Genomic DNA, 14,598 nt, shown 5'->3' with positions numbered 1-14,598 from the left:
CCGTTTGAAACTTCAGGGCATTCGCATGAGCCGCATTTTTCCTGTCACACTTTTCCGATGAGCGGGGGATGATGGTTGAAATGAGTGACCGCCCCGATGCCTCCCTGCTGGAAGCGTGGTCCGCCGAAGGCTCCGAGGAAGCCTTCGCGGTCCTCGCCCGGCGTTATGGCGGGCTGCTCTACCACGCGGCGTTGCGAAGGACGGGTCGCGATGACTTGGCCGGTGAAGCCGCGCAGAACTCGCTGCTCATTCTCGCCCGCAAGGCGCCACGGCTGACCCATCTGCCGACTCTCGCGGGCTGGCTTCACCGCACCGCTTGCTACGAAGCCTCGAAACTCCTGCGCCGCGAAAGCCGGCACCAAGCGCGCATGAAACATCTCCCGCTTCCCGATGATGATGGCGACTCCGCATGGAAGGATGCCGCGCCGCTTCTTGATCAAGCACTCGATGATCTGCCGGAGAAGGACCGGCAGGTGATCTTCCTGAAATACTTCGATGGCCTGAGCTTCGAGCAGATGGCGCGTCAATTCGGCGGAGAGCCGGCGGCGTGGCGTCAGCGTGGATCGCGAGCGGTCGAACGGCTGCGGCTTTCCCTGACAAAACGCGGGATCGCCGTGAGCTCCGCCGCTCTTGGCAGCGGGCTCGGCACTTCGCTGACGCAAGCCGCTCCTCCCGCGGTGGCAGCATCACTGGGCGCCACTCCCGCGGCGGTGGCCGCTCTTTCCTGGAAAACGCTAACCCTTCACTCCCTCCATCTCATGAAAATCAAACCCGCCGTTGTGATTGCGGCCGTCTTGCTTCTCTCGCTTGCTCCGCTCGGCATGCAGGCGATGGCAATCTCCGATGCACGGCAACGAATCGCTTTGTTGGAGAGCAGTAACCTCGTCGTTTCGTCGGGGTCATCTTCGCGGCAAACGCCAGCATCGGACCGGAGTGCAGCGCCGGTGAATCTCCTTGTCTTGGCCGATGCCTTGCTGGCCGCGAAGGAAGGCGATCTGGTGAAGCGATTCACAACCGAGAAGAAAGTCGAAGCGATGAGCGCCGATGAGCTCGAGCGACTGCTTGTGGAATCCACGTCCCTCGAACTTGGTCCGGAGCAGCGCAATGCCCTCGTCTACGCCCTTTACCGGCAATTTTGCCTCCGCGCCCAAGTGTCCGGCTTGCCGTCCGAGCGGGTCGTCGGCCTCGCCCTGCGCCTGTCCCCGTTCATGAAGCCGGGCGACGGGTCGATCTGGAATCTTGCTGGCGACAATCTGAATCGCTGGGCGGATCAGAACCCCGAAGAAGCGGCCGCATGGTACCGAGAGAATAGCAGCCTTTCCCGGTCCGCGGATGCGGCGGTCGTCGGCGCACGCGCCTTTGACGGGCTGTATCTCAGGAGTCCGGAGGATGCTGCTGCTTTTTTCCGGAGCCTGAGTGATGAGCGGCGGCAGGCGGTGATCGGTGGAGGGGCGGGCTTGAAGCATCCCGAGGTGATGGTGGGACTGGCGGGAGAGATGAGCGATCCGGTGCAGCGCGGGCAGGCGCTCAATCAGATATTTTCCACGGCCGGGGAGCGATCGACCGGGGAAATCCGTGGTTGGATCGACCAGCTGCAACCGTCCAACAGCGAGGCTTCTCAATGGATCTCCCTGGCAGCGGGAAGATTCACGCAAGAGATGTCGCTGGAACAGGTCGCGAAGAAGCTCGATTGGGTGCGTGAAACGGCGGCAGGTCTCGATCCTTCGGAGGCGGCCGGCGTTTTCCTGGATGGGGTTGGCTATGCCGTGCCCAACCGGGTGAAGGAGGTGCTGGATGCCGAATGGGAACGCCATCCCGATGAGCGGATGCTGGCGACCTACATCAGCCGCTGCATGTTCAGTGAGGACCGGATCCTCGATGCGATCCCGCGCAGCCAGCTGATCACGGACCGCTCATTGCGTGATTCGGCACTGCAGATGATGCTGCTTTCCTCAAGAGAGCGTGAAGACGCCCGGGAGCTCGCTCGCAAGGGCGGCATGGCTCAGGAGGAAATCGACCGTCTCATCCCTCGCAAACCTTGAAGTCATGAAGGCCACCTTGCTCATCATCGTGCTTGTCGCCATCACCACGGGATGGTGGCAGGGACAGGAACTCTCCCGCCTGAAGCAGCGTGAAGCCGAATTGCGCGCGGTTTCCGGCAAGACCGGCGCGGCCGTGGAGAACGGCGCGACAAAGTCCTCGCAGCGCGAGGCCAGGCCGGTGCTGGATGGTGCGGGCTTTGTGGCCTTGATCGCGAAGTCGCTGAAGGAGGGCGTCCCTTTGACCGAGAAGGAGCGGATGCTTCTCCGCGATCAGATCGCGGCGGCATCGGGGCACGAATTGAAACAGTGGGCGTTGATGTTGCGCGACAGCGAGTTGCCGGAGGAAGTGAAGAAGGACATTCTGGTATCCATCGGGCCCCGTGTGGCGGAGAGCGATCCCAAGCTGGCGGCCGAACTGGTCGTGGACGGTAACGATGGGAGTCCATTCCGGACGGTCATGCGAACGTGGCTGAGCGCGGATGCCGCAGCAGCGGCGGCTTGGCTGGAGGGAATCAGCCCGCCGAAATTCAAGAATCGCGGGGAGCTTGATTTCCCGGCGCTGTTGTTGGCCGCGAAAGTCGCCGCCGATCCAGCGGGGATCGACGAGCTTTTAGGTGCGGATGCGAAACTGTGCCTGTCTGCGCTCTGGGAATTTGCCGCAACGCAGACGCCCGGGGATCTCTCCAATGTTCTCCATCGGGTTTCGCTCGACTCGAAACTCCCGGAGGGCAATCGCGTGCACATCATCGGCGGCACCTTGGCACGTCACCGTGATCCGGCGGTGGCACGGCAAATTTTGCTCGATGCCGGGTTGCCTGAGGAACAATTCGTCAAGGTGGCAGCGGAGGTGATCCAATCGCTCGATCCCGCCGGGAAAGCGGCGGGCATCGAGTGGGCAGAGGGCCTGCCGGATTCTTCCCGCCGCACCGGACTCCTTGCGAGCTTGCGCGAAGGCGAGAGGCATTGAGGATAGTGGAAATGGAAGGGCTTGCTACCCGCCGCTGGAATCCGGGATTTGTCGCCATGCGCTGGCGGCGTCTGTTCTGGATGCTGCCTTTGCTCGGGGTGGTGATGGGAGTGGCGTGGTTTTTGTTTCAGCAGTTCAGGGAGACTTCGGTGCCCGGATCGATTGCCTACTTTTCCGGAAAGACCTCATCAGCCGGCAATGAGGAAGTCGCCCGCGAGGGGATGGAATTCATGACTTCAGAGAGGGTGCTGAAAAGGGCGGCGAACCGTGTGGAGCGTTCGGAGACGTGGGGAGTGAGCGCCGACGTCGATGTCATCCGTCGGCAGCAGAAGGTGGAGATCGATGCGACGATGGGAATGCCCACTCTCAAGATGACGGTGACAGGGCGCGGGGAAAAGGCCGCCCGCGAAACATGGATGGCGATTTACGACGCTGCCTGGGCCATCGCAGTGGAAGAGCAACGCGTGTCCGATCAAGTGGAGCTCGATTCGGCCAAAGGAAAGGTGAGTCGCTTGGAAGCCGAGGTGGCTTCCCTTGAGCCCGGTTCCCCGGATGGAAAGCGGGGCGTCAAAGCCGTGTTGTCGGAATTGGACCATGCGCGGGAGACGCAGAAGCGGCTGGAAATGGGGCAAATGTGCTCGACCTCCTTTTTCGAGAGGGTGGCCCTGATTTCTCCTCCTCATCCCGCAACGCCGGCGGTGCCCTTCGGGCGGTTGGGGATGCTCGGGCTTCACGGGGCGGGAGGATTTGGTGTGGGGCTGTTTGGTGCGGTGTTTCTTGCCTACCTGCTGGAATTCCTGAAGCCCCGCCGCGTCGTGCCGGTGGCTGGCCTCGGTTTTTGATTGGGTGCGAGGCTGCTTTGGGCAAGCATCACTTTCCGTGAAGCGGGCGCTCGTGATTGTGTTGGATTCCGTGGGCTGCGGCGCGGCGAAGGATGCGGCGGACTATGGTGACGAGGGCGCGGACACGCTGGGGCATTTGTTCGAGCGAGAGGGGCTGGAGTTGCCGAATCTTGCCAAGCTTGGTTTGGGAAGTTCCGCCTCATATCCGAATGCGGCATCCGCGATCATGAGCGAGGCTTCGGCCGGCAAGGATACAACCACCGGCCATTGGGAGCTGGCGGGCTGCGTGCTGGAGCAGGCGTTCGACACCTTCGAGTCGTTCCCGCAGGATTTGTTAGATGAGATTGGTGGTCCGTTCCTCGGAAACAAGGCGGCCTCAGGAACCGAGATCCTCACCGAGCTCGGCGAAGAACATCTCCGCACCGGCCATCCGATCGTTTATACGAGTGCCGACTCGGTACTGCAGCTCGCCGCGCATGAAGAGCGCTATGGTTTGGAGAAGCTGTGGGCGCTATGCCACCAAGCCCGTGAGGTGTTAGACAAGCGCGGCATTCGGATCGGCCGGGTGATCGCGCGGCCATTCCTCGGCGACAGCGCGGCGAGCTTCAAGCGGACCTCGAACCGCCACGACTACTCGCTGATGCCACCCGAGACGGTACTCAATCGCTTGCAGGCGGTGGGCGTGGAGACGATCGGGGTGGGGAAGATCTCCGACATTTTCGCCGGGGCGGGAATTTCCGAAAGCCATCCGACGAAATCGAATGCCGATGGCATGGCGGTGATCGAGAAGCTGTGGGCGGAGCAGCGGCCGCAGCCGCACCTGATCTTCGCGAATCTGGTCGACTTCGACATGCTCTTCGGCCACCGCCGCGATCCGGCAGGCTATGCGCAGTGCCTGCGCGAGTTCGATGCGTGGTTGGGCGGGTTCTTGCCGAAGGTGGGGGAGGATTTCCTGCTGATTACGGCGGACCACGGGAATGATCCCTATCATCACGGGACCGACCACACCCGGGAGCGGGTGCCGCTGCTGACAGCGAATGCGCCGGTGCCGCCGGTGGATTCGGCGGATTTCACCCAGGTCGCCCGGCTGCTGGAGCGGCATTTCGCGTGAGGGGGAATCCCGACGCGGAAGACGTTTGACCCCCGGCGGGCGGTCCTTCATACCCCGTCCGTGCGCGCCTTTAGGGGATATTCGATCGGTCTGGTCGCCGTGATTGCGGTGGCCTCGCTGGTGTCCTTCGCGGTGAACACGACGGTGAACCCGTGGCGGGTGACACCGACGCCGTGGTCGTCGCAGAAGCTCGACCCGTATCGCGACATTTCCTCGCAGATCCGCACGGGCAAGGCGGGCATCGTCCGTGCGAACCCGAAGATCGACGTGGGTCTGGTAGGCTCCTCGCGAGTGGCCAATGGCCTCGATCCCGAATTCCCCGGCTGGCAAGGCCAGTCCGTGGTGAACCTCGGCTGCAGCGGCGGCTTCATTTATGAAAGCACCGCGCTGGCCCGCTACCTAATGGAGGAGCGGAAGGTGGGGCTGATCCTTTTCGGCGTGGACCCGGGTGACCTGAGCTCGACGACCGATACCCGGCCGATGGGTGACTATCACTCTTCGCCTCTGGCGGGAAATGAAGACCGTTTCAATCGGGAGATCCGCTATATGATCGGCGTTTCCACGTTCGAGGCATCCATGGAGACGCTCAAGCGTGCCTCGAAACACGAGCAAACGCAGTACTCGCCGAAGGGCCTGCGCGCGCACCCCAAGAAGAAGGGCAAGCGCAGCCAGTTGGATTTCATCAAGGATCGCATTCAGGGCGAGGCCGAGTTCGATGTGCCCGATACGTCCAAGCCCGCAGTGAATCCCGCCAAGGCCCGCGTGCTGGAGGACATGATGCGGGATGCCCGGCAAAGGGGAGTGCACCTGATCACCTTCATCCACCCGACCCACGCGCTTATGAACTCCCGCGCTGCCGATGCCGCGAATCCGCCGGTCGTCTTCGAGCACGAGCGCCGTGCGGTGCTGGAGCTCGCACAAAAGGTGAATCGTGAGACCTTCGACGGCCCGCCGGTGGAGGTGTGGGACTTTGCCGACTATCATCCGTTGAATTGCGACCCGCTGCCGCAAGACCGCGAGGCGGTGATGCCGCATTGGGGTGACCTCGGGCACTACTCGATCGAAGTCGGCAATGTGATCCAGAGCCGCATCATGGGCTGGCCGGTGCCGATCCCCGGGGCGGAGAACTACGGGACGAAGCTGACGGCGGAGACCATCGAGCCGTGGTTCAATCACGTCCGCGAGGGTTACAAGGCCTACCTCACCGGGCCCGGGGTGGGGGATATGGCGCTGAAGGAACAATGGATCGCGGAAGGCGAGGCGAAGAAGAAGTGAAGTGACATGCTGTTCAATTCCTACTTCTTCCTCTTCATCTTCCTGCCGGTGGTGCTGCTTGGCTACCACCTGCTGAGGAAGGCTCCGGCTCGTCTCTCGCTTGCGTGGCTGGTACTCGCCTCGCTGTTCTTCTACGGGATCTGGAATCCGGATCCGGACCAGCCGTGGTCGCCAAAATACCTGGGGCTGATCCTTGGCTCCTGTGTCTTCAACTACTACCTGGGTCGTAGATTGTCGGCGCTGAAGTTCAGCCGTCCCGGCAAGCTGCTGCTGACCGGTGGCGTGACGGCGAACCTGGCGCTGCTCGGCTACTATAAGTATGCCGGCTTCCTCGGTGGCATCCTTCACGACACGACCGGTTGGCCTGCTGCGATTCCGGTGATCGTGCTTCCGCTGGCGATCTCCTTCTTCACCTTCCTGCAGATCGCCTACCTCGTGGATGCTTATCGCGGGGAGACGGAGGAGTATCACTTCACGGACTACCTGCTGTTCGTCACCTTCTTTCCGCACCTGATCGCGGGCCCGCTGATCCATCATCGGGAGATGATGCCGCAGTTCGAGCGGAACAAGGACCGCGGGCTGAGGTCGCAGGACTTCGCTGTCGGTGCGACCATGCTGGCGCTGGGTCTCTTCAAAAAGGTGGTGCTCGCCGACTACGCGGCCCGCACCTCCACCCCGATCTTCGACCTCGCCGCGGCGCATGGTCGTGCGCCGACGATGCTCGAGGCCTGGGCGGGTGCAGTGACCTACACGCTGCAGCTTTACTTCGACTTCTCCGGTTACTCTGACATGGCGCTTGGGGCGGCACGGATGTTCGGCATCCGCTTCCCGCTGAATTTCCACTCGCCCTACAAGGCGGTCTCGGTGGTCGATTTCTGGCGGCGCTGGCACATGACGCTGTCCCGGTTCCTGCGCGACTACCTCTACATCCCGCTCGGCGGCAATCGCAAGGGGCCGGCGCGCCGGTATGTGAACCTATTCGTCACGATGCTGTTAGGCGGCCTGTGGCACGGAGCTGGCTGGACCTTCATCGTGTGGGGCGCGCTGCACGGCCTCTACCTCTGCATCAATCACGCGTGGTTCGGTTTCCGGAAGAAGATGGCGTGGCGCGCTTTGCCGAAGCCGCTGGCGATCGGCCTGACCTTCATCGCGGTGATCATCGGGTGGGTCTTCTTCCGCGCCCATCACTTCGAGAGTGCCACCCGCATGCTCGCCTCGATGTTCGGGTTCAATGGCTTCGACGGTTGGCCGCCGGATGCGGTGGTGGTGGTGAAAGGAAAGCGCGCGATGGTGCCGGTCATCACCGGATTGCTGGTCGTGTGGGTGTTGCCGAATACGCAGCAGTTCTTGCGGCGCTACCGGCCTGCACTCGATATCGAGGAAGCCACAGGAACCCGCACCGGCCCGCACCGCTGGTGGCAGTGGCGGCCGACCTGGCTGTGGCTGCTTTTCACGCTGGCGCTCCTCTATGCCGTGGGCCGGGACTTCGATCAGCTGAGCGAGTTCATTTACTTCCAGTTCTGAGGAAGAGGAAAGCCGCCGGGCACCGATGCGCGGATACCCGGCGGCCGAGCCGACTGTCCCGTTAGAATGTCCAGACCAAGTCCACCGTGAAGCGGTCGTCCATGACGCTGTCCTCCTTGTTGGTGAGCGGCAGCTCGTAGGCGAAGCCGAGGTCGATGGCGTCCGTCAGTCGTGAGCGGAAGCCGACCGCAGCGGTCACAAGGTCGCGATTATGGGTAGCATTTGAGGCGCCGAAGTTCAGCAGGTCGTAGCCCTCGAAAGCCGCCACCACCGGCACGCCGCCGCCGGCTTGGTCGAAGAAATTCGGACGGCCATTGCCGGCATCAAGCAGGTGGTGCCAGTTCAACTCTACCAGTGGGATGAACCAACGATTCACCTCGTAGCTGGCATGGGCGCTGAGGAATGAGGTGGTCGCCATCTGCCCGTCGAAGGGCAGGTGAACGCCCGCGGCACCGGCGAGCTGGAAATTATCCCACAGCTTTAGGCCGGAGGCGATCAGGTTGGCCGCGCCATCGCCTTCTCCCTGGAAGACGTCGTGATTCCCGGTGGGGAATTCGAAGGTCATGGTCCCGCTCACGGCGGTGCTACTAGCTGGATCGTAGATGAAGGCATACTTCAGGCCGGCGGCGATGTTCGCGAAGCCGGACTCGTTTCCCCACAGCGGCTCGGTCTTGGGATTGATGTCCACGTAGCCGTCCTTGGTTGCCACGACGGAGAGCCGGTCATTCAGCGCGACTTCGAATTGGAGCGCATAGACCTGCACGTCGCCGCCCATGGGCAGAGGACCGGCGGTGGTATTCACCGATTCCGGCAGGTTCTGATACATGAAGATCGGGTGCAGGTTCGTGGTGGGCAGGGCGAGGTCGAAGAGCGTCGGATTGCTGATCGGCCGGCGGGCGTTTTCGAAGCCGGTAGTGGCGACTGGCGTGGTTTGTGTGATGAAGGTTCCGGCCATGGCGGTACCGAGCAGGGCGGACAGGGAGAGTAAGGTAGCGGCTTTCATGATGCGTTCATTGGGAACGCCACGAACTTGTCCGATGTGGGGCCTGCGATCTAACCGCGGGACGTGCGAGGCTGCGCGTATTTTGCTCGCGGTGGTTTTCGTAGGCGCGCTGGTGACAGCGCGGGGAGCTGCGAGCAGAGCGGACTTCACCCTTCCTTCCGCGTTCTCACGAACGCGCCTACGTTTTAGCTCCCTTGCACTCATGACCATTCCATGACAAACCGGACACCGGAAGCTGCCATCTTCACGCCATGACACGAAACTCCATCCGCCGCACCGGCCTCGTGCTCCTGTCCCTGCTGCTTCCGCTCTCGCCGCTTTCCGCGGAGGACGAGAAGGATCTCCGCGAACTTCTCCGCGACGCGCTCTACACCGAGGAAGTCACCCGTGACCCCGATGCTGCGGCGAAGCAGTATGAAGCGCTGCTCTCGCAGCACGATGCCCAGCGCGCGTTCGCCGCGAGCGCGCTGTTCCGCCTGGCCGAAGTCCGCCGGAAGCAGGACCGGAAGGACGAGGCGATCGCGCTCTATCAGAAACTGCTCGCCCGCTTTCCCGAGGCGGCCGTGGAAACGAAACTCGCCCGGGAAAACCTGACGGCGCTCGGCGCCGAGGCCGCTCCCGCTGAAGCCCAGCCAGAAGATGACGAAGCCCGCGAGCTTCGCCGGCTCCAGCAGCAGGTGGAGTCCAGCCCCGACAAGCTGAAGGACCCGGAACTCCTGATGGCCACGGTGAAAGCGGGTCACCTCAAGGCGATCGAGTTCCTGCTCAAGGCCGGGGCGGCCTGCGAACCATGGAAGCTGCTGGAAGAAGCGGTGAAGACCGGTAACCTCCGGACCATTTCCCTGCTGATGGACTATCCATTCAAGGAAACCCGGGGGGAAGACGGCGCGCTTTTCCTGGCTGTCACCCTGGAGTTCCACGATGTCGTCCGGCTACTCCTGGATCATGGGGTGAATCCGAATCCCGGTCCGACTCAACAGGGCTATTACCAGATCAGCGAGAGCGTACGACCTCCCTCGCAGACCAAGGCGTTTATGACTCCACTGCACGTGGCCGTGCGAAAGCGGGACGTGGCCATGTGCGAGATGCTGCTGGATCACAAGGCGGATCCGAATTGTCTGGCCGCCCGCATGGAGGAGCGGCTGACGTTTGAGAATGATGTGATGCCCGGTCATCCCATGGGCACGCCGCTCCACGATGCGGTCGTGTGCAGTCTGGAGATCACGCGGCTCTTGTTAGAGCGCGGTGCCGATCCCAAGGTGGCTTCCCCGGCAACCGGTTACACGGCGCTTCATTCGGCAGCCCGCCGGAGTTATCTCGTCCCGGAAGAACAGCGCGAGGCGATCCTGGCAGCGCTCGTCGAGAAGGGAGCGGTACTGGATGCCCCGACGACCGCCCAGGAGCCGGCGGAGCCAAAGCCTGCGAACATGGCCGCCATGGGCACTTCGCAGCCAGGAGGGGGAAGATCCGATCTCATTCCGAAGGGGACTACACCGCTGGGAGTCGCGATCGAGGAGAGTCATCTCGCGGCCACACGGTGGCTGATCAAAGCCGGGGCCTCAACTGCCGATCCCAACTTGCTGGTTCAAGCGGTACAGACCAAGCGCACGGAACTCGTCCGGGTGCTGTTGGCTGCCACGAAGAAGCCGGTGATTTCGCCCGATGTCTTCTTGTGGGCCGTCGGCAACGGCGATGACGACATGATCCGTCTTCTCGTGGAAGCAGGTGCCGATCCGAGTGCGGCTGCTCCTGCGCATAACAATCTCACGCCTCTTCTGGTCGCCGCGGAAAGCGACAGCGACAAGAACAAGACTCAGCTGCTGATCGATCTGGGTGCCAAGCCGGACGCTGAATGGCGCGACCGGGATTTCCAAGGAGCCCGGGCAGAAAACCGGCCGCTGCTTTACCATCGCTTCGTGGTGCCGTCGTTGTTGGAACGGAATGCGGTCACCCTGATCACTCCGGAGTCTTGGGGGAAGGGTCCCCGGGAATTGGCGGCGGGAGGAGGGGATGCGGCACCGTTGCCGCTGGCCTATCTGCTCCTGAACCGGCGGATGGAGTGGACCAACATCTTAGCCAATGGGGGACAATACCCCATGCAGGTCACCGTGTTTCGGAAGGAGGGCGATGGGATTGAAACCATGGCGGCACGACTGGATGGCGAGAAAGAACTGCCGGTCTTGAAGTGGGGAGATGTCGTCGAGCTCGGACCCGATTGGGGTGAGAATGGCAGGATGCGGAACTACAACGTCGAATACTCCTCCGAGGCACCGGCGGCGATCCGCTGGCAGTTGATGAAACGCATCGCCTTTCCGGTGACCGTTGAGATCGACGGGAAGAGCCGCCAGCTCACGATGCAGGGCGACCGGCTCATCTTCGATCCAGGTTCGGACGTGGTGCCACTGGTGGGCGCGTCACGCTTGGCGAAGCTGCTGTGGCAGCCGGAGATCAATCCACAGGGCGGGCCGTCTCCGAAGGTCTCCGTGATGCGCAAGGGCTGGCCTTCCATCGAAGTGGATTGGGACCGGACGTCGAAGACCGATTGTCCGCTCGAGCCGGGCGACACGGTGATCGTCAAGACCTTCCCGTTGGGACACGAGGATGAACTCATCCGGCGGAAGCAGTACATCGCAGTGACCGGTGCGGGCCTTCCCTTCAGCCGCTACTTCAACGAGATGTCGGGACGTATGATCAACCGGCCGACCTTGCTTCAAGCGATCGCCGATCTCACCGGGTGGTGGGCGAATGCCATTGGGTCGCCGCAGGCTGATCCGGCAGTGCTGATCGGCCTGCGTCCGTACGATGACAATTTGATTGTGCCGCTCCAGCTGCTGCCGCATCCGGATCTCTCGAAGATCGTCATCCGCCGGCTTCAGGATGATGGCACGGACACTCGCATGCCGGTGGATCTTGCCGCGGCCATCGCCAAGGCGGGGGCGGATGTCTCGCAAGAAACCGCGCGGGCTGCAGACGTGGAGCTGAAGCCGGGCGACATTGTCGAAATCCCGCAGCTCGCCGGGATGGCTGGCAAGCCGTGGCCGGGGCCTTCGGAACAGGAGGGCCGGTTTTTCGCGCAGGCGCTGGACTGCCGCATTCATGTCACCTCGGACCAGGGCGGGATGGAGATGCGCCGTATCCATTACCAATCGCCGCGGTTCGTGGAGGTGGCCGGGCAGTGGATTCCGATGCGACCTGAGGAAGGGGTCGCATCCCTGACGGCAGCGGTAGCGCTCGGTCAGGGTAGAAGAAGTGTCGGACTCGCGCGCAGTGGCACGGATGAGAAGGCCTACGATTCGGCCGAGGATCTTTTCCTCCGTGATGGCGATGTCGTGGAGATTTCCGAAATGCCGAATGCCCCGTCCCGGGTGGTCCCTCCACCGCAGGCTCCGTCGGTGCGTCCGCCTCGTCCGAGAAACATCGTTCCGGCCCCCCGCTGATCCATGTCGCGCAGGAGTTCGAGGTCATGGTCACTGCACTGGCTCACGCTTGCCGTGGTGCTGCCGCTGGTGGTGTTGATCGCGCTGGCGGTCGCTGGATTGAATGCCCAGGCGAAGGCCGCCTGGGCTGCGAAGCAGGAGGAGGCAGACCGGGCTGCGAAAGTCGCGGCGGATTTGTGGGCTCGCGAGTTCGAGCGCATCGAAGTGCGGTTCCCGCGCTTTCCGGATCCTCCGATGCCGGGAAGCGCTTCGCCCCTCGATGCGGTTTTGGAGGGGAAGGATTTGCAGGCGCTGGATGCATTGAGCAAGTCACCGGTTGCCGGAATCTCTCCGGCCGGACTGCCGCGGCGTGCGGTGGCTGCGTTGCGTTTGTTGGAGCTGGATTCGGAGCGTCTATCGAGAGATCCGGACGAGGGCCGAAGGATCGCCTGGCTGCTGACGAAGGAGTGTCCTTCGGTGCTTACCCAAAAGGCCTTGGAAAATTGGTTCAGTCCCGGGGATTCGCCGGAGGTGGAGCATTGGCGTGACTACGCGAAGGCGGCGAGCCTGCTTGAGACGAACCCGGCCGGCGGATGGATGTTGGAGGATGGCGACTTGCTGTGGATTGGACCGGCGGAGGATCACATTGCCTTTATCTCCTGTCCGGAGGCGGATCTCGTTTTCCGGTTGATCCGGTCTTCCATGCCTCCGGGATTCAACGTGATTCCATCGGTGGGCAGGCGCGGCGCGGGTAGCACACGGCCGTTTGCCACGGCGGTTGTTCCTTTCGGCAGCGGTTTGAAAGCGGAGGTGTATCCCACGGATTTGGGGGCGCTCTCCGACGGAATCATCCGGCAACAGGTCTGGAGTATCTGCCTGCTGGCTTTGGCGTCCGGGGTTTGCTTGTTCGGCTTGTTCTTCTTCCACCGCACGCTGCGCCGCGAGCGGCAGCTGAGTGAGATGAAGAGCCAATTCGTGGCCAGCGTGTCGCACGAGCTGAGGGCGCCGGTGGCGTCGATCCGGCTGATGGCGGATGCGCTGGAGGCGGAGAAGGTGGCACCGGAAACGGCGAAGGAGTTTCACCGGCTGATCGCGCGCGAGGGGGCGAGGCTTTCGACGCTGGTCGGCAATGTGCTCGACCACGCACGGATCGAGCAGGGGAGGAAGGTGTGGAGGATGGAGCCGTGCGATCTTACCTCGCTGGTGGCAGACACGGTGCGCGTGATGGAACCGCTCGCACAGGAGAGGGGCATAACCTTGAAGCAGGAGCTTTCGCCGGCGGAAGCCACCGCGGATGCGGATGCGATCCAGCAGGCGCTGGTCAACTTGCTCGACAATGCGATCAAGTTCTCGCCGAAGGGCTCGCTTGTTGTGATCGCGCTGGCGTCTGACGACGAGCGCCGCCGTTGGAAGCTATCAGTGCGCGATGAAGGCGCGGGCATCCCGAAGGAGGAGCAGTCGCGGATCTTCGAGCGCTTCTACCGGCCCGGCGATGAGCTGCGCCGCGAGACGCAGGGTACGGGCATCGGCCTGAGCTTGGTGAAATCGATCGTCGAGGCGCATCACGGGTCGGTGGCGGTTGAGAGCGATCCCGGAAAAGGCAGTGCCTTCACGCTCACATTTCCTCTTTCCGCATGAGACTGCTGGTCATCGAAGACGAAGCGCCGATGCGCACGGCGCTGGTGGAGACCCTGAAGGCGGAGGGCTATCGCGTGCTCGCCGCCGAGGATGGGGTGAGTGGTCTGGAACTCGCATGCACGGAGGCTTTCGATCTCATCCTGCTGGATGTGATGATGCCGGGGCTGGATGGCTTTGCCGTGTGCCGGGAGTTGCGGAAGCGGGGTCGCACGATGCCGGTGCTGATGCTCACCGCGAAAGGGCAAGTGGATGATCGAGTCGAAGGTCTCGATAACGGCGCGGACGATTATCTGGTGAAGCCGTTTTCGCTGAAGGAGCTGCTGGCGCGGGTGCGGGCGCTGCTGAGGCGGCGTGAGCGGGAGGAGACGGTGGGTGATGATTTTCGCATCGGCCCGGCGGTGATCGATTTCCCGAAGCGGCAGTTGCTGCGGGGAGAGGTGCGGCACGAGCTTTCCGAGAAGGAAGCGGGCATGCTGCGGCTGCTGGCGACCCATGCCGGCGAGGTCGTCAGCCGGGAGAAATTCCTGGATGTGGTGTGGGGCTATCATGCCTACCCGAGCACGCGGACGGTGGACAATTTCATCGCGACGCTGCGGGCGAAATTGGAGGAGGATCCGGCGAATCCGCGGCACCTGATCACGGTGCGAGGAGCGGGCTACCGGCTTGATCCGTAGGCGGCTGAGGAGGTTTTCGGGCTTGTTTCATAGCAAAAGATTGAATCAAAAAATTTGAATAAAGTGAATGCTATGGCATCTGATGAGGAAGAAAACACAAGGGAAG

10 protein-coding genes are annotated in these 14,598 nt (G+C 62.7%); 9 read left to right on the top strand and 1 reads right to left on the bottom strand.

Annotated elements, in window-relative coordinates:
• Positions 1-80 precede the first annotated feature (80 nt).
• From WKV53_RS02935 to WKV53_RS02910, 6 genes are read left to right on the top strand one after another with little or no spacing between them, the layout of a single operon-like run.
• Positions 81-2,042, top strand: coding sequence for an RNA polymerase sigma factor (locus WKV53_RS02935; protein ID WP_341402851.1), 1,962 nt, complete (start codon positions 81-83; stop codon positions 2,040-2,042).
• A gap of 4 nt (positions 2,043-2,046) precedes the next feature.
• The gene (locus WKV53_RS02930; protein WP_341402850.1) at positions 2,047-3,009 is read left to right on the top strand and encodes a hypothetical protein; all 963 of its coding nucleotides are present in this window, start codon (positions 2,047-2,049) and stop codon (positions 3,007-3,009) included.
• Between the two features lie 11 nt (positions 3,010-3,020).
• Entirely contained in the window at positions 3,021-3,851 is an 831-nt protein-coding gene (locus WKV53_RS02925; RefSeq protein WP_341402849.1) for a GumC domain-containing protein, read from the top strand.
• A gap of 37 nt (positions 3,852-3,888) precedes the next feature.
• On the top strand, positions 3,889-4,962 hold the full coding sequence (locus tag WKV53_RS02920) for a phosphopentomutase (protein WP_341402848.1): 1,074 nt from the start codon (positions 3,889-3,891) through the stop codon (positions 4,960-4,962).
• 60 nt (positions 4,963-5,022) lie between these two features.
• Complete coding sequence (locus WKV53_RS02915) at positions 5,023-6,237, top strand: hypothetical protein (RefSeq protein ID WP_341402847.1); 1,215 nt, start codon at positions 5,023-5,025, stop codon at positions 6,235-6,237.
• Positions 6,238-6,243: 6 nt separating this feature from the next.
• Positions 6,244-7,761, top strand: coding sequence for an MBOAT family O-acyltransferase (locus WKV53_RS02910; RefSeq protein ID WP_341402846.1), 1,518 nt, complete (start codon positions 6,244-6,246; stop codon positions 7,759-7,761).
• Positions 7,762-7,822: 61 nt separating this feature from the next.
• On the opposite strand, the gene WKV53_RS02905 is transcribed toward WKV53_RS02910, so the two are convergent.
• Complete coding sequence (locus WKV53_RS02905; protein ID WP_341402845.1) at positions 7,823-8,764, bottom strand: transporter; 942 nt, start codon at positions 8,762-8,764, stop codon at positions 7,823-7,825.
• Positions 8,765-9,015: 251 nt separating this feature from the next.
• Here WKV53_RS02905 and WKV53_RS02900 point away from each other — a divergent pair, with 251 nt between their 5' ends.
• Genes WKV53_RS02900 through WKV53_RS02890 form a run of 3 tightly spaced genes read left to right on the top strand, consistent with a single transcriptional unit; the run spans position 9,016 to position 14,492 of the window.
• On the top strand, positions 9,016-12,201 hold the full coding sequence (locus WKV53_RS02900; protein ID WP_341402844.1) for an ankyrin repeat domain-containing protein: 3,186 nt from the start codon (positions 9,016-9,018) through the stop codon (positions 12,199-12,201).
• A gap of 3 nt (positions 12,202-12,204) precedes the next feature.
• Positions 12,205-13,818: a sensor histidine kinase gene (locus tag WKV53_RS02895; RefSeq protein WP_341402843.1), complete on the top strand. Its 1,614-nt coding sequence runs from the start codon at positions 12,205-12,207 to the stop codon at positions 13,816-13,818.
• Positions 13,815-14,492, top strand: a complete 678-nt coding sequence (locus WKV53_RS02890; RefSeq protein WP_341402842.1) for a response regulator transcription factor — start codon at positions 13,815-13,817, stop codon at positions 14,490-14,492. Before WKV53_RS02895 ends, WKV53_RS02890 begins: the two co-directional genes overlap by 4 nt.
• Positions 14,493-14,598: the final 106 nt, after the last annotated feature.

It is taken from the genome of Luteolibacter sp. Y139 (assembly GCF_038066715.1).
In the GTDB taxonomy this organism is placed as follows: domain Bacteria; phylum Verrucomicrobiota; class Verrucomicrobiia; order Verrucomicrobiales; family Akkermansiaceae; genus Haloferula; species Haloferula soli.
The sequence above is the reverse complement of the archived record's forward strand: the minus strand, read 5'-3'. Positions and strand labels throughout refer to the sequence as shown.